Origin of the sequence: Streptomyces lusitanus (assembly GCF_042647945.1) — a bacterium.
Classification (GTDB): domain Bacteria; phylum Actinomycetota; class Actinomycetes; order Streptomycetales; family Streptomycetaceae; genus Streptomyces; species Streptomyces pseudogriseolus.
The window spans coordinates 245,722-267,929 of record NZ_JBHRWL010000006.1; the positions used below are offsets into that span (position 1 = coordinate 245,722).

21 protein-coding genes are annotated in these 22,208 nt (G+C 74.5%); 5 read left to right on the top strand and 16 right to left on the bottom strand.

Features of this window, described 5'->3' with window-relative positions; translation table 11 throughout:
* The first annotated feature begins 3 nt into the window (after positions 1-3).
* From ACFOSY_RS10650 to ACFOSY_RS10665, 4 genes are read left to right on the top strand one after another with little or no spacing between them, the layout of a single operon-like run.
* Positions 4-951, top strand: a complete 948-nt coding sequence (locus ACFOSY_RS10650) for a glycosyltransferase family 2 protein (protein ID WP_394306506.1) — start codon at positions 4-6, stop codon at positions 949-951.
* 11 nt (positions 952-962) lie between these two features.
* Positions 963-2,168, top strand: a complete 1,206-nt coding sequence (locus tag ACFOSY_RS10655; protein ID WP_394306703.1) for a polysaccharide pyruvyl transferase family protein — start codon at positions 963-965, stop codon at positions 2,166-2,168.
* The gene (gene rfbC, locus ACFOSY_RS10660; protein ID WP_394306507.1) at positions 2,165-2,725 is read left to right on the top strand and encodes a dTDP-4-dehydrorhamnose 3,5-epimerase; all 561 of its coding nucleotides are present in this window, start codon (positions 2,165-2,167) and stop codon (positions 2,723-2,725) included. The genes ACFOSY_RS10655 and rfbC overlap by 4 nt, the downstream gene beginning before the upstream one ends.
* Positions 2,722-4,047, top strand: a complete 1,326-nt coding sequence (locus ACFOSY_RS10665) for a glutamate-1-semialdehyde 2,1-aminomutase (RefSeq protein ID WP_394306508.1) — start codon at positions 2,722-2,724, stop codon at positions 4,045-4,047. Before rfbC ends, ACFOSY_RS10665 begins: the two co-directional genes overlap by 4 nt.
* A gap of 30 nt (positions 4,048-4,077) precedes the next feature.
* Here the strand turns inward: ACFOSY_RS10665 and ACFOSY_RS10670 are convergent, their stop codons facing one another.
* From ACFOSY_RS10670 to ACFOSY_RS10730, 13 genes are all read right to left on the bottom strand, one after another.
* Entirely contained in the window at positions 4,078-4,761 is a 684-nt protein-coding gene (locus tag ACFOSY_RS10670; protein WP_394306509.1) for a phosphatase PAP2 family protein, read from the bottom strand.
* Positions 4,762-4,835: 74 nt separating this feature from the next.
* Entirely contained in the window at positions 4,836-6,068 is a 1,233-nt protein-coding gene (locus ACFOSY_RS10675; RefSeq protein WP_394306510.1) for an LLM class flavin-dependent oxidoreductase, read from the bottom strand.
* Positions 6,065-7,492 carry an NtaA/DmoA family FMN-dependent monooxygenase gene (locus tag ACFOSY_RS10680; protein WP_394306511.1) on the bottom strand — a complete coding sequence of 476 codons (1,428 nt, stop codon included), beginning with the start codon at positions 7,490-7,492 and terminating at the stop codon, positions 6,065-6,067. The genes ACFOSY_RS10675 and ACFOSY_RS10680 overlap by 4 nt, the downstream gene beginning before the upstream one ends.
* Before the next feature lie 81 nt (positions 7,493-7,573).
* A complete protein-coding gene (locus ACFOSY_RS10685; protein WP_394306512.1) occupies positions 7,574-8,539 on the bottom strand; it encodes a fumarylacetoacetate (FAA) hydrolase in 966 nt (321 codons plus the stop codon).
* 36 nt (positions 8,540-8,575) lie between these two features.
* Complete coding sequence (locus ACFOSY_RS10690; RefSeq protein WP_394306513.1) at positions 8,576-9,877, bottom strand: pyridoxal phosphate-dependent aminotransferase; 1,302 nt, start codon at positions 9,875-9,877, stop codon at positions 8,576-8,578.
* 29 nt (positions 9,878-9,906) lie between these two features.
* The gene (locus ACFOSY_RS10695; RefSeq protein WP_394306514.1) at positions 9,907-11,640 is read right to left on the bottom strand and encodes an AMP-binding protein; all 1,734 of its coding nucleotides are present in this window, start codon (positions 11,638-11,640) and stop codon (positions 9,907-9,909) included.
* Positions 11,637-12,755 (bottom strand): Glu/Leu/Phe/Val dehydrogenase dimerization domain-containing protein, encoded by a 1,119-nt coding sequence (locus ACFOSY_RS10700; RefSeq protein WP_394306515.1) that lies wholly within the window; start codon positions 12,753-12,755, stop codon positions 11,637-11,639. The genes ACFOSY_RS10695 and ACFOSY_RS10700 overlap by 4 nt, the downstream gene beginning before the upstream one ends.
* Positions 12,756-12,802: 47 nt before the next feature.
* Entirely contained in the window at positions 12,803-13,366 is a 564-nt protein-coding gene (locus tag ACFOSY_RS10705; RefSeq protein ID WP_394306516.1) for a type 1 glutamine amidotransferase, read from the bottom strand.
* Entirely contained in the window at positions 13,363-14,193 is an 831-nt protein-coding gene (locus ACFOSY_RS10710; protein ID WP_394306517.1) for an amino acid kinase family protein, read from the bottom strand. The genes ACFOSY_RS10705 and ACFOSY_RS10710 overlap by 4 nt, the downstream gene beginning before the upstream one ends.
* The gene (gene argC, locus ACFOSY_RS10715) at positions 14,190-15,245 is read right to left on the bottom strand and encodes an N-acetyl-gamma-glutamyl-phosphate reductase (protein ID WP_394306518.1); all 1,056 of its coding nucleotides are present in this window, start codon (positions 15,243-15,245) and stop codon (positions 14,190-14,192) included. The genes ACFOSY_RS10710 and argC overlap by 4 nt, the downstream gene beginning before the upstream one ends.
* On the bottom strand, positions 15,242-16,096 hold the full coding sequence (locus ACFOSY_RS10720) for an ATP-grasp domain-containing protein (protein ID WP_394306519.1): 855 nt from the start codon (positions 16,094-16,096) through the stop codon (positions 15,242-15,244). Before ACFOSY_RS10720 ends, argC begins: the two co-directional genes overlap by 4 nt.
* 1 nt (position 16,097) lies before the next feature.
* Positions 16,098-16,283 (bottom strand): lysine biosynthesis protein LysW, encoded by a 186-nt coding sequence (locus ACFOSY_RS10725; protein WP_394306520.1) that lies wholly within the window; start codon positions 16,281-16,283, stop codon positions 16,098-16,100.
* A gap of 65 nt (positions 16,284-16,348) precedes the next feature.
* Positions 16,349-17,506, bottom strand: coding sequence for an isopropylmalate synthase (locus ACFOSY_RS10730; RefSeq protein WP_394306521.1), 1,158 nt, complete (start codon positions 17,504-17,506; stop codon positions 16,349-16,351).
* Between the two features lie 265 nt (positions 17,507-17,771).
* On the opposite strand from ACFOSY_RS10730, the gene ACFOSY_RS10735 reads away from it, so the two are divergent.
* Positions 17,772-18,527 (top strand): maleate cis-trans isomerase family protein, encoded by a 756-nt coding sequence (locus ACFOSY_RS10735; protein ID WP_394306522.1) that lies wholly within the window; start codon positions 17,772-17,774, stop codon positions 18,525-18,527.
* A gap of 40 nt (positions 18,528-18,567) precedes the next feature.
* On the opposite strand, the gene ACFOSY_RS10740 is transcribed toward ACFOSY_RS10735, so the two are convergent.
* The 3 genes from ACFOSY_RS10740 to ACFOSY_RS10750 all read right to left on the bottom strand — a co-directional run bounded on the left by ACFOSY_RS10740 (position 18,568) and on the right by ACFOSY_RS10750 (position 22,205).
* Positions 18,568-19,257, bottom strand: coding sequence for a response regulator transcription factor (locus ACFOSY_RS10740; RefSeq protein ID WP_394306523.1), 690 nt, complete (start codon positions 19,255-19,257; stop codon positions 18,568-18,570).
* A gap of 28 nt (positions 19,258-19,285) precedes the next feature.
* Positions 19,286-20,524 carry an IS701 family transposase gene (locus tag ACFOSY_RS10745; protein WP_394306524.1) on the bottom strand — a complete coding sequence of 413 codons (1,239 nt, stop codon included), beginning with the start codon at positions 20,522-20,524 and terminating at the stop codon, positions 19,286-19,288.
* A 394-nt stretch (positions 20,525-20,918) separates the two neighbouring features.
* On the bottom strand, positions 20,919-22,205 hold the full coding sequence (locus tag ACFOSY_RS10750; RefSeq protein WP_394306525.1) for an MFS transporter: 1,287 nt from the start codon (positions 22,203-22,205) through the stop codon (positions 20,919-20,921).
* Between the last annotated feature and the right edge of the window lie 3 nt (positions 22,206-22,208).

Sequence of the window (22,208 nt, forward strand, 5' to 3'; positions counted from 1 at the left end):
GTCATGACCGCGCAACCCCGGCTGAGCATCGGCCTTCCCGTGTACAACGGCGAGGAGTACCTCGCCGAGTCGCTGGAGGCCCTGCTCGGCCAGACGTACGAGGACTTCGAGTTGGTCATCACCGACAACGCCTCGACCGACGCGACCCAGGACATCTGCCGCCGCTACGAGAAGCGGGACTCCCGGATCCGGTACATCCGGCTGGCCCGGAACATCGGCGCCGCGCCGAACCACAACTACGTCTTCACCCAGTGCCGCGGCGAGCTGTTCAAATGGGCCTCGCACGACGACCTGTACGCCCGTGACCTGCTCAAGCGCTGCGTGGAGGCGCTCGACGAGCGCCCCGACGTGATCCTCGCGCACAGCGACCAGGCCGTCATCGACGAGGACGGCAAGGTCAAGGTGCCCTACGCGTACACGCTGAACACCTCCTCGCCGCACGCCCCGGAGCGGTTCCGCAGCCTGCTGTTCGAGCCCGGCGGCGACGACTTCTACGGTGTGATGCGCGCCGACGTGCTGCGCCGGGTCAAGCCGCACGACAGCTACCACCACGCCGACCGCACCTTCGTCGCCGAGCTCACCCTGCACGGCCCCTTCCACCAGGTGCCGGAGCTGCTGTACTTCCGGCGCGACCACCCCACCCGCGCCGAGCGGGCCAACCCCTCCAAGCGCGCCCGCTGCGTCAACCTGGACCCGCGCCGCGCGGGCCCGCTGCACCCGACACCCCGGCTGCTCGCCGAGTACGTGTGGGGGTTCGTCTCGGCGGTGCGGCGGGCGCCCCTGTCCCCCGCCGACCGGCGCGCCTGCTACCGGCATCTGGCCGCGTGGGCGACCAGCCGGGTCCGGCCGGGCGCCGGCGAGCGGGTCGAGGACCGTGCCCCGGTGGACCCGGCGGCGCTCGACGTCTCCGTGGACGCCCTGGTCGCCGGCCGTGAAAGGGGTGCCGCGTGACGTCTTCCCGGGTGGGCCTCTTCGGTCTGTTCGGCTCCGGGAACGTCGGCAACGACGGTTCACTGGTCGCCGTGCTGGACCATCTGCGCGCCGATCGTCCGGGTGCGGAGGTGGACGCCCTGTGCGGCGGACCCGAGACCGTCACGGCCCGGTACGGCATACCGGCGTCGCGGCTGCACTGGTTCCGCGGCGAGTACCGCACGGCGGCACGCCCCGCCGACATCGCGGGCAAGGGCCTGGGCAAGCTCGTGGACGCCTTCCGCATCGCCGCGTGGGTGCGCCGGCACGACGTGGTGATCGTCCCCGGCACCGGCATCCTGGAGAGCACGCTGCCGCTGCGGCCGTGGGGCATGCCGTACTCGCTGTTCCTGGTGTGCGCGGCCGGGCGGCTGCTGCGCACCCCGGTCGCGCTGGTCGGCGTCGGGGCGTCCGGGACCCGCAGCCGGCCGGTGCGGGCGCTCACCCGCTGGGCGGCGCGGCTGGCCGCCTACCGCTCGTACCGGGACACGCTGTCCCGGGACGCGCTCCGCGAGATGGGCGTGGACACCCGGCGCGACGAGGTCTACGCGGACCTGGTGTTCGCGCTGGCGACTCCCCCGTCGGGGAGCGACTCGGGGCCGCCCGGACCGGTGTGCGTCGGGGTCATGGACTTCGGCGGCAGCAACGACGAGCGGGACCGGGCGGACGAACTGCGCCGCCGCTACCTGGACGGCATGACGCGCTTCGTGCGCGGGCTGGCCGCGGACGGCAGGCCGGTGCGGCTGCTCACCGGCGACGACGTGGACCGGACGGTGGCCGAGGCGATCCTCGAGGCAGTGGACTCGCCGCTGGTCGTCGCCGCGGCCACGGCGTCGCTGGGCGACCTGATGAAGGAGATGGCGGTCGCGGACACCGTGGTGGCGACCCGCTACCACAACCTGGTGTGCGCGCTGAAGGTCGGCACCCCCGCCCTCGCCGTGAGCTACGCGGCCAAGAGCGACCGGCTGATGGCCGACATGGGGCTGGGCGAGCACTGCCACCCGGCGCGGGAGATCGACCCGGACCGGCTGCTGGAGCAGTTCCGCGCGCTGGAGCGGGACCGGGCGCGGGTCCGGCGGACCCTCGCCGAACGCAACCCGGTGCTGGCCGAGCGCGTCCGCCGGCAGTTCGAGGCGCTGAACGCTCTTTTACCGGCGTCCGGCGGCGCACCCGACCTCGCACGACAGGAGACCCCATGAAGGTGACCGAGGTCCCGGCGATCGCCGGGGCATTTCTGTTCGAGCCGACGCCGTTCACGGACGAACGCGGCTTCTTCTGCCGCACGTTCGACGCCGACGTGGCGCGTTCCGTGGGGATCGACCCGGACGCGTTCGTCCAGGACAGCCTGTCCCGTTCGGTGCGGGGCGTGGTGCGCGGCATGCATCTGCGGTCCGGCGAGGGCGAGGCCAAGCTGGTCCGCTGCTCGTGGGGCCGGATCTTCGACGTGGTGGTGGACCTGCGGCCCGGCTCGCCGACGTACCTGGGCCGGGCCGCGGTCGAGCTGTCCGGCGACACGCAGGCCACGCTGTACGTGCCGGCGGGCTGCGCGCACGGCTTCCAGGCGCTGACGGAGACCGCCGACACGTCGTACCGGATCGACCGCGAGCACGACCCCGCCGAGGACGTGACGATCGCCTTCGACGACCCCGAACTGGCCGTCCCGTGGCCGCTGCCGGTCACCGTGACGTCCGAACGGGACCGCAAGGCGCCCGGTCTGGCCGAGGTGTTGAGAACGCTGGAGGTGAAGGCACCATGAGCGGCCAGGAGTTGGAGCTGCCCCGGTCGCGAGCGGTGAACGAGCGGCTGCACGCGGCGGTTCCGGGCGGCGCGCACACGTACGCCAAGGGCGACGACCAGTACCCGCAGGACCTGGCGCCGGTCATCAGTCACGGGCGCGGCGCCCATGTGTGGGACGTCGACGGCAACGAGTACATCGAGTACGGCTCGGGGCTGCGGTCGGTGAGCCTCGGCCACGCGCATCCCCGGGTGCTGGAGGCGGTGCGGCGGGAGCTGGAACGGGGCAGCAACTTCGTGCGCCCCTCGGTGGTGGAGGCGGAGGCGGCGGAGCGGTTCCTCGCCACGGTGCCGACCGCCGAGATGGTGAAGTTCGCGAAGAACGGCTCCGACGCGACCACGGCGGCCGTGCGGCTGGCGCGCGCCGTCACCGGGCGCACCCGGGTGGCGCTCTGCGCCGACCACCCGTTCTTCTCGGTCGACGACTGGTTCATCGGCACGACGCCGATGTCGGCGGGCATCCCGGCGGCGACCACCGAGCTGACCGTCCGGTTCCGCTACGGCGACCTGGCCGCCGTCGAGGCGCTGTTCGACCGGTACCCGGACGAGATCGCCTGCCTCGTCCTGGAGCCCGCCACCCAGACGGAGCCGCCGCCCGGCTATCTCGCCGGACTGCGCGACCTCGCCCACCGGCACGGCAGCGTGCTGGTCTTCGACGAGATGATCACCGGCTTCCGCTGGTCGGAGGCGGGCGCGCAGGGCCTGTACGGGGTGACCCCCGACCTGTCCACCTTCGGCAAGGCGCTGGGCAACGGCTTCGCGGTGTCCGCGCTGGCCGGGCGCCGCGAGCTGATGGAGCGGGGCGGGCTGCGGCACGACGCCGACCGGGTGTTCCTGCTGTCCACCACGCACGGCGCGGAGACGCACGCCCTGGCGGCGGCGATGGCCGTGCAGACCACGTACACGGAGGAGGGCGTCACCGCCCGGCTGCACGCGCTGGGCGAGCGGCTGGCCGCGGGGGTCCGGGACGCGGCGGCGGCGATGGGGGTCGCGGACCATGTGCTCGTCCGGGGCCGCGCCAGCAACCTGGTCTTCGCGACGCTGGACGCGCAGGGGAAGCCGTCGCAGGAGTACCGGACGCTGTTCCTGCGCCGCCTGCTGCTGGGCGGGGTCCTGGCCCCGTCGTTCGTGGTGAGCGGCGCGCTGGAGGAGACCGACATCGACCGCACGGTGGACGTGGTCGGCCAGGCGTGCGCGGTGTACCGCAAGGCGCTGGACGCGGGCGATCCGACGCCGTGGCTGGGGGGCAGGCCGGTACGGCCGGTGTTCCGGCGGAGGGCGTGAGGGGGCTGCGGCTGTCGTCGGAGACTTCCGTCAACTGAGGCGGGGGCGCTGGGAATCGGCCGTACGGTCGATCACCCACGCCGCCGCCGGTACGACCGCGAGGGCGGTGCACCAGCCGCCCACCGTGTCGGTCGGGTAGTGCGCCCCGGTCGCGACCTGGGCCCAGCCCATGAGGGCGCCGGCGGCGGAGGCGGTGCCCAGCGCCAGGGCGGTGCCGGACACCGGACCGAGCCCGAACCGCCCCGCCGCGAGCAGCGCCAGGGCGAGGGCGAACGCGGTGAGGAAGGCGGTGTGGCCGCTCGGGAAGGCGAGATTGTCGTCGCCGTTGATGGTGCGGGCGGCGAGCGGCTTGAGCAGCCGGGTCGCACCGACGGCCAGCCCGGGTCCGGCGAGCAGCAGCACGGCGGCGCGGGGCCACCGGGCCCTCAGGCAGCCGACGACACCGGCCGTGAGCAGCAGCAGCGCGCCCGCCGGGTCGCCCAGGAAGTCCGTGGCGGAGGCGATGTGCCACCAGGGCGCCCCGACCCCGTACGCGGCCTGTCCGATCCGGGCGTCCGCCCGCCCGGGCCCGGCGTCACCGGCGTACCGCACGCCGAGCATGACGACCACGAGCGCGGCGAGCACGGCGACGACAGCGAGGCAGCCGCGCAGCTTCACCGGCAGCACCGCCGCAGCGGTCACCTTGCCGTCCGTCACCGTCACCGTGCCGCCCACCCCCGTGCGATGCCCCCTTGTCAGGTTAACCGACGGGGATGTGCGGAGTTGCCGTCCACAGGCGTGGGGCGCGCTCACGTCGCCCTCGCGTACCGGCTCGCCGGGCGCGGCAGGCGCAGGTGGCCGCGGAGGGTGGTGGTGTCGTAGGCGGTGCGGAAGGCGCCGCGGCGCTGGAGTTCGGGGACCAGGCCGCGGGTGACCGCCGTGAGGTCGTGCGGCAGGGCGGCGGGGCGGAGCCGGAAGCCGTCCAGGCCTGCGGTGCGCCAGTCGAGCAGCAGGTCGGCGAGTTCGGCGGGCGTGCCGGTGAAGATCTCGGCGTCCGACCGGAGTGCGGCTCCGGCCCGCTCGTCGAGGCGGGCCAGGCGGCGGGCGGCGGCGCCGGGCTGCTCGTCGAGGACGACGAGGAGGTCGGCGAGGACCCTCAGCGGGCGTTCGGCGAGGTCGCGTCCGGCCTCCGCCACCGCCGCGTCCACCTGGCCGAGGATCGCCGCGGCGCCGTCCCGGTCGTGCGGGGTGACGGTGACGACGTCGGAGGCGGCGGCCGCGAAGGCGTACGGGACGGAGGCGTGGGCGAGGCTGACCACGGGCGGCTGTCCCTGCGGGCCGCGCGGGGTGATCGAGGGGCCCTTCACGCTGAACCACTGGCCCTGGAAGTCGATGTGGTGGACCTTGTCACGGTCGAGGAAGCGGCCGGTGGCCGCGTCGCGTATCTCGGCGTCGTCCTCCCAGCTGTCCCACAGCCGCCGCACCGCCTCCACCACGTCGGCGGCCTCGTCGAACAGGTCGCGCAGCCGGGCGGCGATCCGCTCCGGGTCGGTGACGTCCTCGTCGGTCAGCTGGGGTGTGGTGCGGCGGCCGAAGAGCGTGGCGTCGGCGGCGCGGGAGGCGATCTGCGGGCGCCAGCCGGCCCGTCCCAGGGACGCGTGGTCGAGGGTGGCGGTGCCGATGGCGACGTGGAACGGCTCGGTGTGGGTGACGTTGGTGGTGGGGACCAGGCCGACGTGGGTGGTGAGCGGGGCCAGGTAGGAGGCGAGCAGGACGGCGTCGAACGAGCCCCTGACCTGGTCGGTGCGGTCGTCGGGCCGGTGGAAGGCGGCGGACTGGAGGCCGAGGGCGTCCTCGAAGGTGACGAAGTCCAGCAGTCCGCGTTCGGCCTCCGCGACCAGCGAGGCCCAGTGGCGGGCGGTGAGCAGGTCGCCAGGTCGGGCGCCGTCCGGGCGCCAGGCCGCCGGATGCCAGCCGGCGCCGTCCAGGGCGACGGCGAGGTGCAGCGGGCCGCCGGTCGTGACGGGCATACGGCCGGTCATACGGAGGTCTCCTTCAGCTCGAGGGCGCCCCGGCCGCCGCCCCAGGACGCCGGGCGGGGCGCGGAGGTGAGGCCGAGGTGGTCGCGGAGGGTGGTGCCGGTGTAGTCGGCGCGGTGCACGCCCTTCTCCTGGAGCAGCGGCACCACCCGGTCGACGAAGTCGTCCAGGCCGCCCGGCGTGAGATACGGGACGAGGACGAACCCGTCGGCGCCGTCGGTCTGGACGAAGTGGTCGACGGCGTCGGCGACCGTGCGGGGACTGCCCACGAAGGTGGGGCGGCCGCCGATCTCGACGACCAGTTCCCGGATGGACAGGCCGCGTTCGCGGGCGAGTTCGCGCCAGGCGCGGGCGGTCGCGGCGCGGTCCTTGCGGAAGACGGAGTGGCCCTTGAGGAAGTGCGCGTCGTCCTCGGGTTCGATGTCGGGCAGCGGGCCGTCGGGGTCGTAGCCGCTGAGGTCGCGGCCCCAGACCGCCTCCAGGTGGGCGATCGCGGTCTGGGGGCTGACGAGGTCCCGGCTGATCTCGTCGGCGAGGGCCGCGGCCTCCGCGTCGGTGTCGGCGACGACCACGTTGGCGGTGGGGAGGATCAGCAGGTCTTCGGGGCGGCGGCCGTGGCGCGGCAGGCGGCGTTTGACGTCCCGGTAGAAGGCGCGGGCGGCGTCGAGCCGGTTGTGCTTGCTGAAGATCACCTCGGCGTCGGACGCGGCGAACTCCCGCCCCGCGGCGGATTCGCCCGCCTGGATCACCACCGGGTGGCCCTGCGGCCCGGGCGGGGTGCTGAAGCGGCCGGAGATGTCGAAGTGCCGCCCGTGGTGGGAGAACCGGCCCGCCCCGGCCCGCGCGTACTCCCCCGTCACCGGGTCGGCACGCAGGTCGCCGTCGGCCCAGCTGTCCCACAACGCGCGTGCCACAGACAGGAATTCGGCGGCCCGGGTGTACCGGTCGGCCTCGGCGAGGAAGCCGCCCCGGCGGAAGTTCTCGCCGGTGAAGGCGTCGTGACTGGTGACCACGTTCCACGCGGCCCGCCCGCCGCTGAGCCGGTCCAGGGTGGCGAGGCGACGCGCCACCTCGTAGGGCTCGTTGAAGGTGGTGTTGACGGTGGCGGCGAGGCCCAGGTGGGTGGTGACGGCGGCCAGGGCGCTGAGCACGGTCAGGTTCTCGGGGCGGCCCGCGATGTCCAGGTCGTAGACCTGGCCCTTGTGCTCGCGCAGCCTGAGCCCCTCGGCGAGGAAGAAGAAGTCGAACCGGCCGCGCTCGGCGGTCCGCGCGAGCCGCACGAACGAGTCGAGGGCGATCTGGCTCCCGGAGCGCGGGTCCGACCACACGGTCACGTTGTGAATGCCGGGCAGCTGGGCCGCGAGGTGCACCTGCTTCCGACGGGTTGGGGACACGACGCGTCTCCTCCTGTGAAGTCCGTTGTACATCAGCGGAGTTGGGGACTGGTCCGAGCGTGCACGGGCCGGCCGGTCGCCGCACAGACCGGCCGGCCACGCTTCACGAGGTGTTCATGCCCCCGCGACAGAAGACTCGGCGGCGGGGAGGGGAGCAGCCGCGGGGGTGGCGTACGGGGCCGGGGAGACGAAGCGCACCCGGTTGGCGAAGGCCACGCCGTGGCTCTTCACGTCGACGGCGATGCGGTCGCCGTCGGCGATCCGGAAGCCGTCGTGGAAGCTGGCCTCGTCGGCGCCCAGCAGGACGTAGTTGACCAGCCCCGGCCGCCGCACCGCGGGGTAGGTGAACAGGTGGTCGGCCATGTCCTGGACGCGGTGGTACAGGGCGTCGTCGCCGCAGTCGAAGGCGCCCTCCCAGGCGGTCGCGCCGTCCCGGACGATGGTGACCCGCCCGGTCACCGTCCGCGGCGGCGGTCCGAGGAACAGCCACGGGGCCAGCGCGGTGTCGCACAGCTTGCAGTACGGGTTGTAACCGGGGTCCTTGCGGTGCAGGCCGATGTCGCACAGGTCGTTGCCGAAGGTGTAGCCCGCGTAGTGCGGGGTGCCGTCGGCGTCGTTGACGTAGACGAGGGCGACCTCCGGCTCCTCGATGAGGGCGACCGGCCGGGCGGGCACGACGAGGTCCTCGCCGGGCAGCCGTACCCAGTCGCCGAAGCCCTTGAAGAACCACTTCGGCGGGGTGAACTCGGCGCCGTCAGGGGCCGTCCGCCCGCCCCACTTCTTCCTGTGCGTCCCCATGAAGCCGCTCAGCAGCGCCGCCCCGGACGCCCGCGGGAGCAGCGGCGGCAGCAGCCGCAGGCCCGGGTCGCCGGGCGGGACGACGACGGCGTCCGTGCCCTCGGTGAGGGCCGCGCGCAGGGCCTCCTCCGAGCCGTCGCCGGCGACGAAGGCGGCGGCCACCGCGCCGTCGCCGACCCGGTACAGGGTGTGCGGCACGCCGTCCTCGGGCCGGCCGAAGCCGACGTGCCGGGCTCCGTCGTACTCGGCCTCGAAGAGGACGGGGAGGTGCGGGCTGGGCATGGGTGACTCCTTCGTCTGGTGGGTGGGTCCGGGCGGTCAGGGATGCGGGGCGAGGGCCGCGGGCGTGCCGGCGCCCGTCACGGCGGTGAGGACCTCGCCGAGCCGGTCGACGTCGGCGCGGATCCAGGGCAGGGCGAGGGGGTCGTCGGCGGTCAGCGCGGCGGTGCGCCGCTCGTCGGTGTCGCCGTAGAGGCGGCTGGTCGCCAGCCGGATCCGCAGCGGGCGGCCCGGCTCCCCGAAGGCGCTCGCGGGCAGCACGCCCACCCCGTGCCGGTCCAGGAGCAGCGCGGCCAGGGCGTCGCCGTCGCGCACGCCGTGCAGGCGGGTCAGAGAGGCGCGGTGCGGCTCGAAGTCCGGGTAGAGGTAGCAGGTCGCGGTGACCGGCGCGGTGCGCGCGCCGACGGCGGCGAGGCGGTCGGCGACCGCGCGCACCACCCGCTCGTGCAACCGGCGGCTCGCCGCGATCCGCTCCAGCACCTCCGGCGGTTCGGTGAACGCGTACGCGGCGGCCGCCTGCACCGGCGCCGGGGGGCTGGACCAGATCTGACTGGCGACGGCGACGAGCCTGGTGTGCAGGCCGCGCCCCGGCTCGCCGTCGGGCAGCCGGGCCACGCCGGTGCGCCAGCCGCCGAGCGCCAGGTTCTTGGTCAGGCCGGTGGTGACGACGGTCCGCTCGGGCGCGTGCACCGCCGGGGAGACAGCCGGTGCGGCGGTGTCGTACACGAGGTCGCCGTAGATCTCGTCGGAGACGATGACGAGGTCCAGGTCGCGGGCGGCCCGGGCCAGCCGCCGCAGGGTGGTGTCCGACGCGACGGTGCCGGTCGGGTTGTCGGGCACGGTGACGACGACGACGCGGGGGGCGTGCCCGGCGGCGCGGGCGTCGGCGACCGCCTCCCGCAGCCGGTCCGGGTCGGGCACGCCGCCCTCGCCCGGCACGATCGGCACGGGCAGCGGGCGTGCCCCGGCGAGCCGGGCCTGGGCGGCGTAGCTGACCCAGCCGGGGACCGGTACGACCACGTCGCCGCCGACGGCGAGGAGCAGGGCGAACAGCAGCGCCTTGGAACCGGGGCCCGCGACCACCTGGTCGGGGTCGGTGACCAGCCCGCGCCGCGTCCAGTACCCGGCGGCCGCGCCGCGCAGGGCGGGACTTCCGTCGACGGGGCCGTAGGCGTTCTCCCCTGCGGCGGCGCCGAGCCGCGCCGCCAGACCCGGCAGCACCGGCAGCCCGATCTCGCCGCTCGTCAGCGTCAGCACGCGCTCGCCCGCGGCCCGGCGCCGCGCCAGCACGGCGTCGGCGGCCAGGGTGGCCGACATGGGGACCGGTGGTGGGTGGGACATGACTGCTCCTCGCGTGGGGTCGGCGGCGGTCAGCCGGTGGGCGCCTGGACGGGGGCGAACCGGGAGCGCAGTTCGGCCTTGCGGACCTTGCCGGTGAGGGTCTTGGGCAGGGCGGGGACCGCCTCGAGGCGGTCGGGGAGGAAGCGCGTGTCGTGGCCGGCCGCGGTGATGCGGGCGCGGACGTCCTCGAGGGTGGGGAGCCGCCCGTCGCGCCCGGCCACGACGGCGATGATCCCGCCGGGCCCCACGGAGCCGTCGGGCCCCACGGAGCCGTCGGGACCGTCGGGGCCGCCGCCCTGCGGTCCGACGCCGACCAGGGCCGCCTCGACGGCGTCGGGATGGCTGCCGACGAGCGCCTCCAACTCGGCCACGGGGGCCACCCGCCCGTCCCGCACGATCGCGTCCCGGGCCCGCCCCAGGACGCGGATGCCGCCGCGCCCGTCGTCGCGGGCCAGGTCGCCGGTGTCGAACCAGCCGTCGGCGTCGAGTTCGGCGGTGAACGCCTCCGGCCGCCCCAGGTAGCCGAGCGCCAGCGACGCCCCGCGCACCTTCAGCCGCCCCACGCCGTCGTCCCCCAGGGCGCCGGACGTCTCGACGCGGACCTCCATGGCGTCGACCGGGCGGCCGTTGCTGCGGGAGGCCCAGCCGTCCGGGTCCTCGGGCCGGGTGGTGGTCACGGGGCCGTTCTCGGACATGCCCCACAGCGAGTGGGCGCGGGCGCCCAGCGTCGCCGCCACCGCGTCGGCCAGCTCCGGCAGCACCGGGGCGGAGCCGATCACCACGTGGCGCAGGGTGCGGGTGTCGCGGTGCCGGGTCCGTTGCGAGGCGACGACGTCCGCGAGGGTCGCGGGCGGCCCGTACAGCAGGGTGGCGCCGTACCGTTCCACGAGGTCGAGCAGCGCGTCGTCGCGGCGTACGTCCTGGAAGGCGACGGTGCCGCCGAGCAGGACCGAGCCGAGGACGCCCTGCGCGAACCCGGAGTAGTGCACCAGCGGCGTCGAGACGGCGGCCACCCAGTCGTCGCCGGCGCCGAACGCGTCGACATAACCGCGGACGGCCGAGTGCACGGTGTTCGGGCTGTGCACCACGCCCTTGGACAGGCCGGTGGTGCCGGAGGTGAACAGCACCACGAAGGGATCGTCGGGTCCGGTCGCCAGGCCGTCCAGCCGGGCCGCGGCGCCCTCCTCCCGCTCCCGCTCCACCCCCACGACGTGCTCATGGAAGCCGCGCGCGCCCTCGGGGACCGGGCCGTCCACCACCAGAACGTGGGCGAGCGCGGGCAGTTCCCGACGGAGCCGTACCGCGGTCTCCGCCGCGTCCGGCACGGTGACGTACACCCGTGCCCCGGTGAGTGCGAGGCGGTGGCGCAGCTCCTCCCCCTCGCAGAGCGGGGAGACGGGGACGACGACCGCGCCGGTGCGCAGCGCGGCGAAGACCAACGGCACCCACTCCCAGCGGTTGGGGAGCTGCACGGCGACGAAGTCATTCCGGCGGACGCCGAGTTCGAGGAGGGCGAGCGCGAAGCGGTCGGTGAGGCGGTTCAGTTCGGCGTAGTCGAGGGTGTCGGTGCGGGACTCGGTGATCCGCCGGGCGGCGACGGCCGTGCGGTGCGGGTGGGTCCGGGCGTGGCGGTGCAGGTCGTCGAGGAAGGTCTCGTCCCGCCACCAGCCGTGCGCGCGGTACGCGGCGGCGCGCTCGTCCGGCACCCGGTACGCGGCCGCCTGTGGTGCGGCCGTCGGACGTTGTTCGGCGGTGGCGCTCATCGCAGATCCCCGCGGCGGGCGGCGAGCAGTTCGGGCAGCGGGTCGCCGGCCCGGGCGGAGGCGATCTCCAGCAGGTCTCGGGTGTTGTGCCGGACCCGGTCGCCGACCCAGTCGAACACCCATGCCTTGCGGGCCTCGGCCGGCAGGTCGAAGGGGACGACGCGGGTGACGGCGAGGGCGGCGGAGGCGGCGCCGCCGATGTTGGCGATGACACCCGGCACCAGGGCGGCACCGGAGGCGGCGACCTTCTCCTTGGCGGCGGCGCTGGAGGCGAGGTTGGCGCCCTCGACGACCAGCCCGGCCCGCAGCCGGTGGGTGTTCTCCGCGGTCAGCGCGTGCTTCTGCGCGGCCAGCACGAGGATGTCGGCGTCGACGTCCAGCCATGCCTCGGGCTCCGCGGACAGGGTGACGCCGTCCGGCAGGCGGCTGCGGTCGATGCGCCCGAACCGGTCGGTCACCGAGGCGAGTTCGGCCACGGGGAGGCGGTCGGCGCTGATGGTGCCGTCGATGTCGGCGACGGCGACGACGGTGTGTCCGCGGTCCTCCAGGAAGCGGGACACCGCGCGGCCCACCGCGCCGAAGCCCTGTACGACGACGCGCGCCGGGCCGGTGTGGCCGCTCGCCTCCAGCGCGGTGACGGCGGCGACGCCGACGCCGTACCCGGTGACGTCGATCAGGGGCTCGTAGTAGGTGCGCCAGTCGACGGGCATGTCGGGAGCGCCGAGCCGGTAGCGCGGGTCGTAGCCGGCGGCGTCGAAGAAGACGGCCCGGTCGGCGGGGGTGACGCCCATGTCGATGCCGAGGTGGATGCCGCCGTGCAGCAGCGGCTTCACGGTGCGGCCGAAGGTGCGGAAGGTGGTCTCGCGGTCCGTGCCGTCCGAGACGATGCCGGCCTTGGCGCCGCCGATGCGCAGCCCGGCCAGGGTGAACTTCTCGGTCATGTCGCGGGCCAGTCCGGCGACCTCCTCCTCGGTGACGCCGGGGGTCATCCGGGTGCCGCCCATGGCCAGTCCGTCGACCAGCGTGTCGACGACCACCCAGCCGGTGATGTCGCCGCCGCTGCCGTTCAGGTGGACGGTGAAGGCGGGGTCCTGCGGGTCTTCCGGTGCGCTCATGGCGTTCTCCTCACGTGCGGGAAGGGGCGGGTCGGGGGCGGGCGGTCTCACCGGTACAGGTCGGTGAAGCCGCGGAGGATCTCCAGGCCGTCCTTGCGGAACTCCAGGTGGGCCTGGGCGCCGAGGACGCGGCCGTCGTCGGAGCGCAGGAACTCCACCGGCGCCTGCGCGGAGCGCCCGATGACGCGGTAGCCCGGCGGCGCCTGCTGGAGGTAGAGGGTGTGCCGGTGGAACACGGTGACGGTCGGCTTGACGTGACTGAACAGCGGTTCCGCGGTGTCGACTTGTGCCTCGTGGCCGCCGACCCGCTGCGGGCCCTCGGCGAGCCGGCCGCCGGCGGCGACGGCGAGGAGCTGCATGCCGCCGCAGATGCCGAGGACGGGTACGGCGGCGTGCGTGACGAGGTCGATCAGCGGGCGGTAGTACGCCTGGTCCCAGGCGCGCACCTTGGTGCCGCTGAGCACGATCGCCTGGTGGCGTCCGGTCAGCCGGGTGGGTACGGACGCGGCCTTGACGGTCTCGGTGAGGGAGCCGAGCTGCTCGAGGCGGCGGCACAGCTGGGGCAGGGACAGGGTGCCGTTGTCGACGACCAGGACTCGGGGCTGGGTCATGCGCGCGCTCCTGAGGAGGGGGCCGGGGCGGGCGAGGCGGTGAGGTGCGTGCCGGTGCGTCCGGCGAGCAGTTCGGTGACGGGCGCGCTGCCGATGACGACGCGGGCCACTCCCCCGTCCAGGGCCTCGCCGGCGGCCCGCAGCTTCTTGCGCATGCCGCCCCGGGCGCCGCCGTCGCGGAACGCGGCCGCCTCCCGGGCGCCGATCCGGTGCACGGGCCGGCCGTCGATGAGCAGATGGGTGACGTCGGTGACCAGCACGAGGGCGGTGGCGCCGACGGCTGCGGCGAGTGCGGCGGCGGCCCGGTCGGCGTCGGTGTTGACCTCCTGTCCCGCCGCGTTGCGGGCGAGTGGGGTGACCAGACGGGCGTGTCCGGGCCGTAGGTCCCGCAACGGCGCGGGGTCGACGCCGGTGATGGGGCCGACGAGGTTCTCCAGTTCGACGAGCTGCTTGTCCCGCCACCACCAGCGCTCGCCCTCGCCGGCGCGCACCAGGCCGTCGCTGCCGAGGAGGCGTGCCCCGGTGACGCCGCGGTCGGCGAGCCGCCGCAGGACGGTCCCGGCAAGCTCGGCGCTGACGGTCTTGATGTCCTCGACGACCTCGGGCGTGGTCCAGCGGCTCTGGTTGCCGTAGCGGTCGCGCAGGACCGCGGAGGGTTCGCCGTACTCGGGGCGCAGCCGCCGCAGCGGCCTGGACCAGCCGTGGACGAGGATCAGGGGGTGCTCGTGCCCGTGCCGGGCGAGGTCGTCCCACCAGCCGCCGTCCAGGTCTGCGAGGCAGCTGCCGCCGAGTTTCACCACCGTGGGGAGGGTGCCGTGCGCGCTCATGCCGGCACCACGGGCTGCTGGGTCAGCCCGGTCTCCTCGGGCAGGCCGAAGCGCAGGTTGGCGGCCTGCACGGCCTGTCCGGCGGCGCCCTTGACGAGGTTGTCGAGGGCGGCGAGCACCACGACGCGGCCGCCGTCCTCGTCGTACAGGGCGGTGACGTCGGCGTAGTTGGAGCCGAGGACGGCCTGCGGGTCGGGCACCGGGATCAGCGTCTCCTCGTGCCGCCGCACCCGGACGAAGGGTTTGCCGCGGTAGAAGCGCAGGTAGGCGCGGGCCAGCTCGCGCGCGTCGACCGCCTCGTCGGTGAGGACGTAGGAGGAGGTGAGCAGGCCCCGGACGTGGGAGACGCCGTACGCGGACATGGACAGCCGGGTGACGGAGCCGGGGCGGGCGTGCTCCAGGAAGTCGGCGACCTCGGCGGCGTGCCGGTGCCCGGTGGGCGCGTACGGGGCGATGGCGCCGGAGCGGTAGGGGTGCAGGTCGGCGGTGCGCAGGTGCAGTCCGCCGCCGCTGGAGCCGCTCTTGCCGTCGACGACGACGGTGCCCAGGTCGAGCCCGAGGCCGAGGGTGAGCGGGGCCAGGCCGAGGGTGATGGCGGTGGCGTAGCAGCCGGGCAGCGAGATCAGCGGGGCGTCCTTCAGCCGGTCGCCGATCAGTTCCGGCACGCCGTACACGAAGCGTTCGGCGAGGTCGGGGCGGCGGCGCGCCTTCGGGTACCAGCGGTCGTGCAGGTCCGGGGTGCGGATGCGGAAGGCGCCGCTGAGGTCGACGAGTGCGGGGACGCGGTCGGCGAGCAGGGCGGCCAGTTCGGCGGAGACGGGCGCCGGGGTGGCGAGGAAGAGCACGTCGACCTCGTCGGCGGTCGCCTCGGTGACGGGCCGCACGGTCAGCTGGTGGCCGACGCGCAGCCCGGGGTGGAGTTCGGACGGACGCCTGCCGATGCTGGACGAGCCGCCGAGGAAGGTGAGTTCGAGGTCGGGGTGCTGGGTGATCAGCCGGACGAGTTCGCCGCCGGCCAGCCCGGAGGCGCCGACGACTCCTGCGCGGATCATGTGAGCAGCTCCTGCACGTAGCGGCCGACGGCCGAGGGGACGTCCGCTCCGGTGGCGGCGGCGACCGCGCGGAAGCCGGGGGCGTGGTTGACCTCGTTGACGACGGGGCCGTCGGGGGTGCGGAAGAGGTCGACGCCGTAGATGCCGGGCCCGAGCGCGTCGATCACGGCGTCGACGGTCTTGACGACGTCGGGGTCGTGGCCGGCGGCCCGGTGGGTGTTGCCGAGGGCGGCGTTGTTGCGCCAGTCGGAGCCGCCGCTGGTGAACTCGGCGGCGCCGACCAGTTCGCGGCCGACGACGAGGCAGCGTACGGACGCGCCGCCGAGGTACGGCTCGACCAGGCCGGCCTGTTCGAAGGCGTGGGCGAGGTCCTCGACGTAGTCGTAGACGGAGTGGGCGGTGTCGGCGTCCCGGATGAGGGTGACGCGCCGGCCCATGCCGCCGAAGACGGGCTTGAGCACGACGGGCGGGGGCAGTTCGGCGAGCGCCTTGTCGAAGTCCTTGCGGGAGAGCACCAGCCGGTGGTCGGGCACGGGCACGCCCGCGGTGCGCAGCAGGGCCCGCAGGGCGGCCTTGTTCTCGCAGGCGTGGATGGCGCGGGCGGTGTTGAGGGTGGGGATCCCGGCCGCTTCGGCGAGGGTGGCGATCAGTCCGCCGCGGGTGTAGCTGCGGCTGCGGATCAGCACGGTGTCGTAGCCGCGCAGGGCGGGGGCGTCGGGGTGGCCGAGGGCGAGGGACTCGTCGTTGACCCAGTCGAGGCGCAGTCCGAAGGCTGGGGCCGCCTCGATGAGCAGGCGCTCCTCCCAGGCGACGCGGTCCGCGACGAGGGCGGCGGTGCGCACGGCGGCCATGTCACTGTCCCCAGTCGCGGAGCTGGACCTCGACGGTCTCCAGCGTCAGCCGGCCGTCCTCGACGGACTCGACGCGCAGGGTGAGGACGCATTCGGGGCAGGAGAGGGTCTCGCCCGCGGTGACCGGGGGGACGGTGAGGTCGGTCTCGCACTCGGGGCAGACGCCGGTGAGGGGGGCGGTGGACATGGTTCAGCTCCGTGGGGTCGGTGGGGGTACGGCTTGATGCGGGTGAGAGGCCGGACGGCCCCGGGTCAGGCGGGGACCGGGCGGAAGGCGGCGGCTGCCTCGCGGATCGCGTCACGGTCGAGCGGCGGGCGGCCGTCGCGTTCCTGCCGCTCGGTCAGCCAGGCGGTGAAGGCCTCGAGGTCGACGTCGAGGCCCGAGCCGGCCAGCGCCCAGCCGACGAGGGCGGGCGTGAGACGGCTGCGGACCCGCAGCGCGCGCCGGTTGCCGACGAGTTCGGCGGGCAGCGTCTCGTACGCCTCGGGATGGTTCAGCTGGCCGGGCAGCTCGTAGGCGAAGGCGTGCGGGGTGGTGGGCCCGGACTGGAAGGCGTCGCCGAGTCCGGCGCCCCGGAGGGCGAGCCGGGACAGCTCGGTGAGGTGGGTCAGGTCGAAGCGGGTGTCGCCGTGGATGACGCGCAGTGTGGTGAGCAGTTCGGCGAGCGGTGCGTTGCCGCCGCGCTCGCCGATGCCGCCGACGGTCGCGGAGATCCAGCGGGCGCCGGCCCGGACGGCGGCCAGGGAGTTGGCGACGGCCATGCCGAGCATGTTGTGCGAGTGGATCTCGATCTCGGCGCCGTCGATCGCGGCGATGTCCCCGATCACCCGCTCCATCTGCCACGGCGAGAGGTACGCGACGGTCTCCGCGAGCCGGAACCGGTCGGCGCCCGCCGCGAACCCGGCCTCGACGTAGGGGACGAGCCGCTCCCTGGGGGTGCGGGCGCCGTCCTCGCCGCTGAACGTGACGTGGAAGCCGCGCTCCTTGGCCTGGGTGATGGCCGAACGCGCCAGCGCCTGGAGGAACTTGGGGCTGGGCGAGTCGAGCTTGAGCCGGGCGTGCTGCTCCGAGGTGGGGATGGAGTACATGATGTGCCGCACGCCCAGGCGTTCGGCCTCGTCGAGGGCGCTCGCGACCTGGCGGCGGTCGCGGACCACGAGGAGCGTCATGCTGCGCTCGGGCCCGACCGCCTCGTGGGCGGCCAGGACGAGGTCGGCGTCCTTGGAGCCCGGTCCCGAGACCATCCCCACCTCGACCAGCTCGACCCCGGTACGCACCAGCAGACCGGCGATGGCGGCCGCGTCCTCGGGGCCGAACTCGACGCCGGCCATGTGTGCGGAGTCCCGCAGGGTGGCGTCGGATATGCGGGGCGGCGTTTCCAGCGCCCCGGTTTCGCCTGCCAAGGCCATGTCCCTCACTCCTCGTCACTCACGCATTCGGTCATCGGAAAGGATCGGCAGCACGGTGGACCGCCTTTGCGGAATCCGGTGCCGATCACCGGTGTCCATCCTTCGTGGCCCGTCCGGGAATCACAACAGGGTCGGTGTCAATTCTGTGTGGCGCAGTGTCAGGGAATGTCAGAGGAGAAAGGCCGTGCAAGAAGTGTGTGGCGTGCCCGCGAATTCACGTGCGACCACTGGATCACGGTGGTGACGCGCGCCCTACGGTGCGGTCATGGACTACTTTTCGCTGCCCCGGCTGGGGGTTGTCGTGCCGCCCGAGAACCCGACGGCGGAACCGGAGCTGAACCGGCTGCTCGGCGCCGGCACGAACGTGTACACCGCCCGCTTCCCGGTGACGCCGGGTCTGGGGCTCAGGGCCATGCTGGAGACGTACAACGAGGTGCTGCCGGATGTGCTCGGCTCCTTCGGGGCGCTGCGGCTGGACGCGGCGGTGGTGGCGTGCAGCGCCTCGCACTATCTGCTGGGGCCGGACGGCGACCGGGAGTTCTGCGCGGAGCTGTCCCGGCGGACCGGGGCGCCGGTCGCCTCCTCGACACGGGCGACCCTCGCGGTCTGCGCGGCGCTCGGGGTGACCCGCCTGACGCTGGTCTCCCCCTACGAGCCGTGGCTGACCGACGCCTCCCGCGCCTTCTGGGAGGAGGCCGGCCTCGTGGTGGACGGGGTGGTGACGGTGCCGGCGGTGGACGAGGACGCCGAGGGCGGGCCGCTGTACGACCCGTACCGGGTGACCACCGACGCGATCCTGCGGCGGATACGCGGGCGTGAGCTGCCCGCCGGGTCGGCGCTGCTGTTCACCGGGACGGGCATGGGCACGCTCGCCGCGCTCACGGAGCTGGCCGCTCGGGAGCCGCGGCGGACGCTGCTGTCGTCGAACCTGGCGTCGGCCTGGTGGGCGCGGCACGCGGCGGGACAGGACGGCGCGGCCCCGCATCCGCTGCTGCGGCGGCTGGAGGGCGCGCCCGTGTGACGGGGGGACGGGGCGGGCGGCTCACGGGCCGCCCGCCCGCTCAGCCCGTGGAGGTCTCGGGCACCCGCCAGGCGTGCCCCATGCGGTAGCCCACGCCCCGGACGGTGATGATCCAGCCGGTGGAGCCGAGTTTCGCACGCAGGCTGCTGACATGGGTGTCGATGGTGCGACTGGTATGGCCCCAGTCACTGCCCCACACCCGCGCCATCAATTCTTTTCTGGTGACGACTTTCTCGGGCGTGGCGGCGAGTGTGTAGAGCAACTCGAATTCCTTCGAGGTGACCTCGACGGGCCGGTTTCCCACACACACTTCCCGGCGCCGCGGATCGATACGCAGCCCGTGCAGGGAAATCGTCTCGGGAAATACGTCCCGGGGGCGGGCGCGGCGCAGTACGGCCTCGATACGGGCGACCATTTCGCGGAATCCCCAGGTTCTCACCACGCAGTCGTCCGCGCCCGCGTGCAGGACGAGTACCCGTTCCAGTCCGTCGTCGGTCTCCGTCACGGCCATCAGCGCCGTGTCGCCCCTCTTCCGCAGGGACCGGCACAGTTCCAGCCCGTCCACGTCGGGCAGGTTCAGGGAGAACAGCACCAGATCGGCGTCCGCGCAGACGCGCAGCGCCTGCTCGCCGGTGCCCGCGGCGCGTGCGGTGAACCCCTGTCGCCGCAGGTCGCGCACCATGGCCGCGGCGGCGGCGCCGTCCGGCTCCACCACGAGGACCCGCCTCACGTGTCCCACCCTCCCCCTCGGTTCGCCGTCAGTTGCGTGCGCCGGTCAGTGCGCCCGGCGGGTCCGGTGCGCAGGACGGTGCGTCGGGGGGCGCGTGGGGCGGTTCGGGGACGACGGAGCCGGTGGAGCGGGTGAGCCGGCGGTAGACGTAGGCGGCCGAGGCCATGGTCATGTGGTGGTGCCAGCCGGGGAAGGAGCGGCCCTCGAAGTCGAGGACCCCGAAGCGGCCGAGCGCGGCCACGGCCGTGAGGGCCGCCGTGTGGCCGCGGGCGAGTCTCAGCACGTCCTCCACGCGGCGCCCGGTGAGCGTGGTGAGCCAGTAGCGGGCGGGCCGCCGCCCCTGCGGGTCGGGCCGCTCCAGGGCGCGGTACGCCCGGGCGCCGTCCACGCCGCCCGGGCCCGGCACCCGCACCGTGGCCGCGTAGGCGTGGACCGGCACCGCCCGCAGCACCTCCCGCCCGTCGGGGCCGTGGCGCAGCAGCACCTGCGTGTACCGGGCCCTTCGGACCTGCGTGAGCGCGCGCACGGTGGTCACGGCGGGCGAGTGCGGATCCGCCAGCACCGGCTGGTCGGGGGACACCTCGCACACCACGTCGACGCCGTGCCGGGCGAGCCCGGCCAGCACCCCGGCCGCGTCGTCGCACCGCGTCAGGTCCAGCACCCAGGGCAGGTCCGCCAGGCACGGCTGGGCGGCCACGCCGGCGGCGTACCCGACGACGTGGTCGGCGACCGTGCGGCCCGCCTCGGCGGCGGGGATGCGCGCCCGGCGCATGCGCTCCGGGTCGGCGTTCCAGCCGCCGCCCAGCACCAGGCTCCAGTCGACCGGGTAGCAGTGGCCGCCCGCGGCGAGTAAAAGACCCAGCGCCCGCTGGCAGTTGACGGTGCGTCCGGTGACCCGGTCGACGCGCCGGTGCACGCCCACCGAGTGCTCGCCGCGCTTAGGGATGAGAAGTTCGGCGACGGTCCAGGCGTACGGCGTGGCGGTCTCGGCCACCCGCCGCGCGAGGCGGTGGCGGACCGGGGCCCAGTCCCAGGGGCTCGCATTGATGAACTGGTGCAGGCCATGCGCGGCGGCCGGCGGTAACGACGTCGCCAGCGCCATGCTCCGCGGGGTCTTCTTGCCGGACGCGTGGAGCAGCGCCCACAGGTACGCCTGGGCCCAGCGGCGCTGTTCAGAGCGCTGGAACGCCTGGAACACCTCGTCCATGAAGCTCCGCAGTCCGGTGCCCTCGTCGGGCACCGCCGCGCTCACCTCACTCGACGACATGGGACGCTTCTCCCCCCTCGCTCCTCGCTGCCGCCCGCCTCCGGATGGCTGCATGGCACACACGTACGACGTGAACGTACCGTTCGGACCGCGGTTTGGCCGGTGCGCCCGCCCGATTTCACGAACTCGCGCCGTGACCTGCGACGACGCAGTGTCATCAGGTGTACGCGCAGCGCACGACAGGGCGGCCGGACGCCGTTTCACCAGTGGTGGAGGGGCACTCGGCGGGTCTCAGGGCGAAGTGTCAACAAATAATGAACATATGCCGGAGCAGCCTGGTGGCGGCGGTCAACACGGCGTCGCCGGAGGCGAGTTGACCCCGGAGGCCGGGTCGCGCTACCCGCCCTCCGGGGTTGTTCCGGCACCCCGGCGGGTCCTCCGGCGCCCCGCGGTGTCAGGCGGCCGGCTCCGGGGCGGGGCCCTCCGCCGTGGCTCCCGGCCGGCGGGCCGGGAAGCCCGCCTGACGGGCGTACAGGATCACCGCGATCACCGGCAGCAGGAGCAGCCCCACCGTCCAGGGGAACGAGTCGCTGCCCAGCGCGTCCAGCAGGACACCGCCGACGATGCCGCCGCCCGCCATGGCCGCGTTCCACAGGGTGACCAGCATGGCCTGCGCCGCGTCGGCGTGCTCGCCGCCCGCGTCGCCGACGGCCGTCTGGAGCAGCGTCGGCACACCGCCCCAGCCGAGGCCCCACAGCACCACCGCGACGTGGACGAGGGCGGTGCTGTCGGACAGGACGGCCAGCAGCGCGGCGGCCACGGCCACCAGCACGGCGCCGCCGACGGTCAGCAGCCGCAGCCGGCGGTTGATCTGCGCGCCGACGATCCAGATGCTCAGCAGCGATGCGGCGCCGAACACCAGGAGCACCAGGCCGGTGCTGCCGCCCATCCCGATGTCCTCGAGGAACGTGGCGATGTACGCGTACAGGATGGTGTGGGCGAGGACGAAGACGAGCGTGACGAACAGGACCGGGGTGACTCCCGGGACGCGCAGGGCGTGCAGCAGCCGGGGCCGTTCGCCGCGCGGCTGCCCGGGGAAGTCCGGCACGACCGCGAGGATCCACCCGAACAGCACCACCGTGAGCGCCGTCATCGACAGGAACGCCGCGCGCCAGCCGAGCCAGTCGCCGAGGAAGGTTCCGGCGGGCACGCCCAGGGAGAGGGCGACCGGGATGCCCGCCATCGCGATGGCCATCGCCTTGCCCTGGAGGTGCACGGGCGCCATGCGGCGCGCGTACCCGGCGAGCAGGGCCCAGGCCAGGCCGGCCGCCACACCGGCGACGAACCGCGCCACCATGGTCAGCCCGTACAGGGACGACACGGCTGTCACCGTGTTGGCGAGGGCGAAGCCGGCCACGGCGGTGAGCAGCAGCGTCTTGCGCCGCCAGGCGGAGGTGGCGGCGGTGAGCGGGATCGCGGTGAGCGCGGTGCCGACGGCGTACACGGTGACGGTCTGGCCGGCGGCGGACTCGCTCACCCCGAGGTCCCGGCTCATCGCGGGCAGCAGACCCGCCGGCAGGGTCTCGGTGAGGCTGGTGATGAAGACGGCGGTGGCGAGCGCCAGCAGGGCGAACAGCGGGAGTTTCTCCTCACTGTCGGGCGTGCCGCGCCCGGATCCGGAGCTGGGGCCGGGGTCGGGTGACGCCGCGGCGTCGTGTGCCGTGTCGGGTGCGGTGCTCATGGG

Excerpts from the sequence above, each read along its gene's own strand:
- ACFOSY_RS10745 (WP_394306524.1), bottom strand. The coding sequence starts at position 20,524 with ATGTCGTCGAGTGAGGTGAGCGCGGCGGTGCCCGACGAGGGCACCGGA.
- ACFOSY_RS10730 (WP_394306521.1), bottom strand. The coding sequence starts at position 17,506 with ATGGCCTTGGCAGGCGAAACCGGGGCGCTGGAAACGCCGCCCCGCATA.
- ACFOSY_RS10735 (WP_394306522.1), top strand. The coding sequence starts at position 17,772 with ATGGACTACTTTTCGCTGCCCCGGCTGGGGGTTGTCGTGCCGCCCGAG.
- argC (WP_394306518.1), bottom strand. The coding sequence starts at position 15,245 with ATGATCCGCGCAGGAGTCGTCGGCGCCTCCGGGCTGGCCGGCGGCGAA.
- ACFOSY_RS10665 (WP_394306508.1), top strand. The coding sequence starts at position 2,722 with ATGAGCGGCCAGGAGTTGGAGCTGCCCCGGTCGCGAGCGGTGAACGAG.
- ACFOSY_RS10685 (WP_394306512.1), bottom strand. The coding sequence starts at position 8,539 with ATGCCCAGCCCGCACCTCCCCGTCCTCTTCGAGGCCGAGTACGACGGA.
- ACFOSY_RS10720 (WP_394306519.1), bottom strand. The coding sequence starts at position 16,096 with ATGGCCGCCGTGCGCACCGCCGCCCTCGTCGCGGACCGCGTCGCCTGG.
- ACFOSY_RS10750 (WP_394306525.1), bottom strand. The coding sequence starts at position 22,205 with ATGAGCACCGCACCCGACACGGCACACGACGCCGCGGCGTCACCCGAC.
- rfbC (WP_394306507.1), top strand. The coding sequence starts at position 2,165 with ATGAAGGTGACCGAGGTCCCGGCGATCGCCGGGGCATTTCTGTTCGAG.
- ACFOSY_RS10675 (WP_394306510.1), bottom strand. The coding sequence starts at position 6,068 with ATGACCGGCCGTATGCCCGTCACGACCGGCGGCCCGCTGCACCTCGCC.
- ACFOSY_RS10695 (WP_394306514.1), bottom strand. The coding sequence starts at position 11,640 with ATGAGCGCCACCGCCGAACAACGTCCGACGGCCGCACCACAGGCGGCC.
- ACFOSY_RS10710 (WP_394306517.1), bottom strand. The coding sequence starts at position 14,193 with ATGAGCGCGCACGGCACCCTCCCCACGGTGGTGAAACTCGGCGGCAGC.
- ACFOSY_RS10700 (WP_394306515.1), bottom strand. The coding sequence starts at position 12,755 with ATGAGCGCACCGGAAGACCCGCAGGACCCCGCCTTCACCGTCCACCTG.
- ACFOSY_RS10705 (WP_394306516.1), bottom strand. The coding sequence starts at position 13,366 with ATGACCCAGCCCCGAGTCCTGGTCGTCGACAACGGCACCCTGTCCCTG.
- ACFOSY_RS10725 (WP_394306520.1), bottom strand. The coding sequence starts at position 16,283 with ATGTCCACCGCCCCCCTCACCGGCGTCTGCCCCGAGTGCGAGACCGAC.
- ACFOSY_RS10650 (WP_394306506.1), top strand. The coding sequence starts at position 4 with ATGACCGCGCAACCCCGGCTGAGCATCGGCCTTCCCGTGTACAACGGC.
- ACFOSY_RS10680 (WP_394306511.1), bottom strand. The coding sequence starts at position 7,492 with ATGTACAACGGACTTCACAGGAGGAGACGCGTCGTGTCCCCAACCCGT.
- ACFOSY_RS10690 (WP_394306513.1), bottom strand. The coding sequence starts at position 9,877 with ATGTCCCACCCACCACCGGTCCCCATGTCGGCCACCCTGGCCGCCGAC.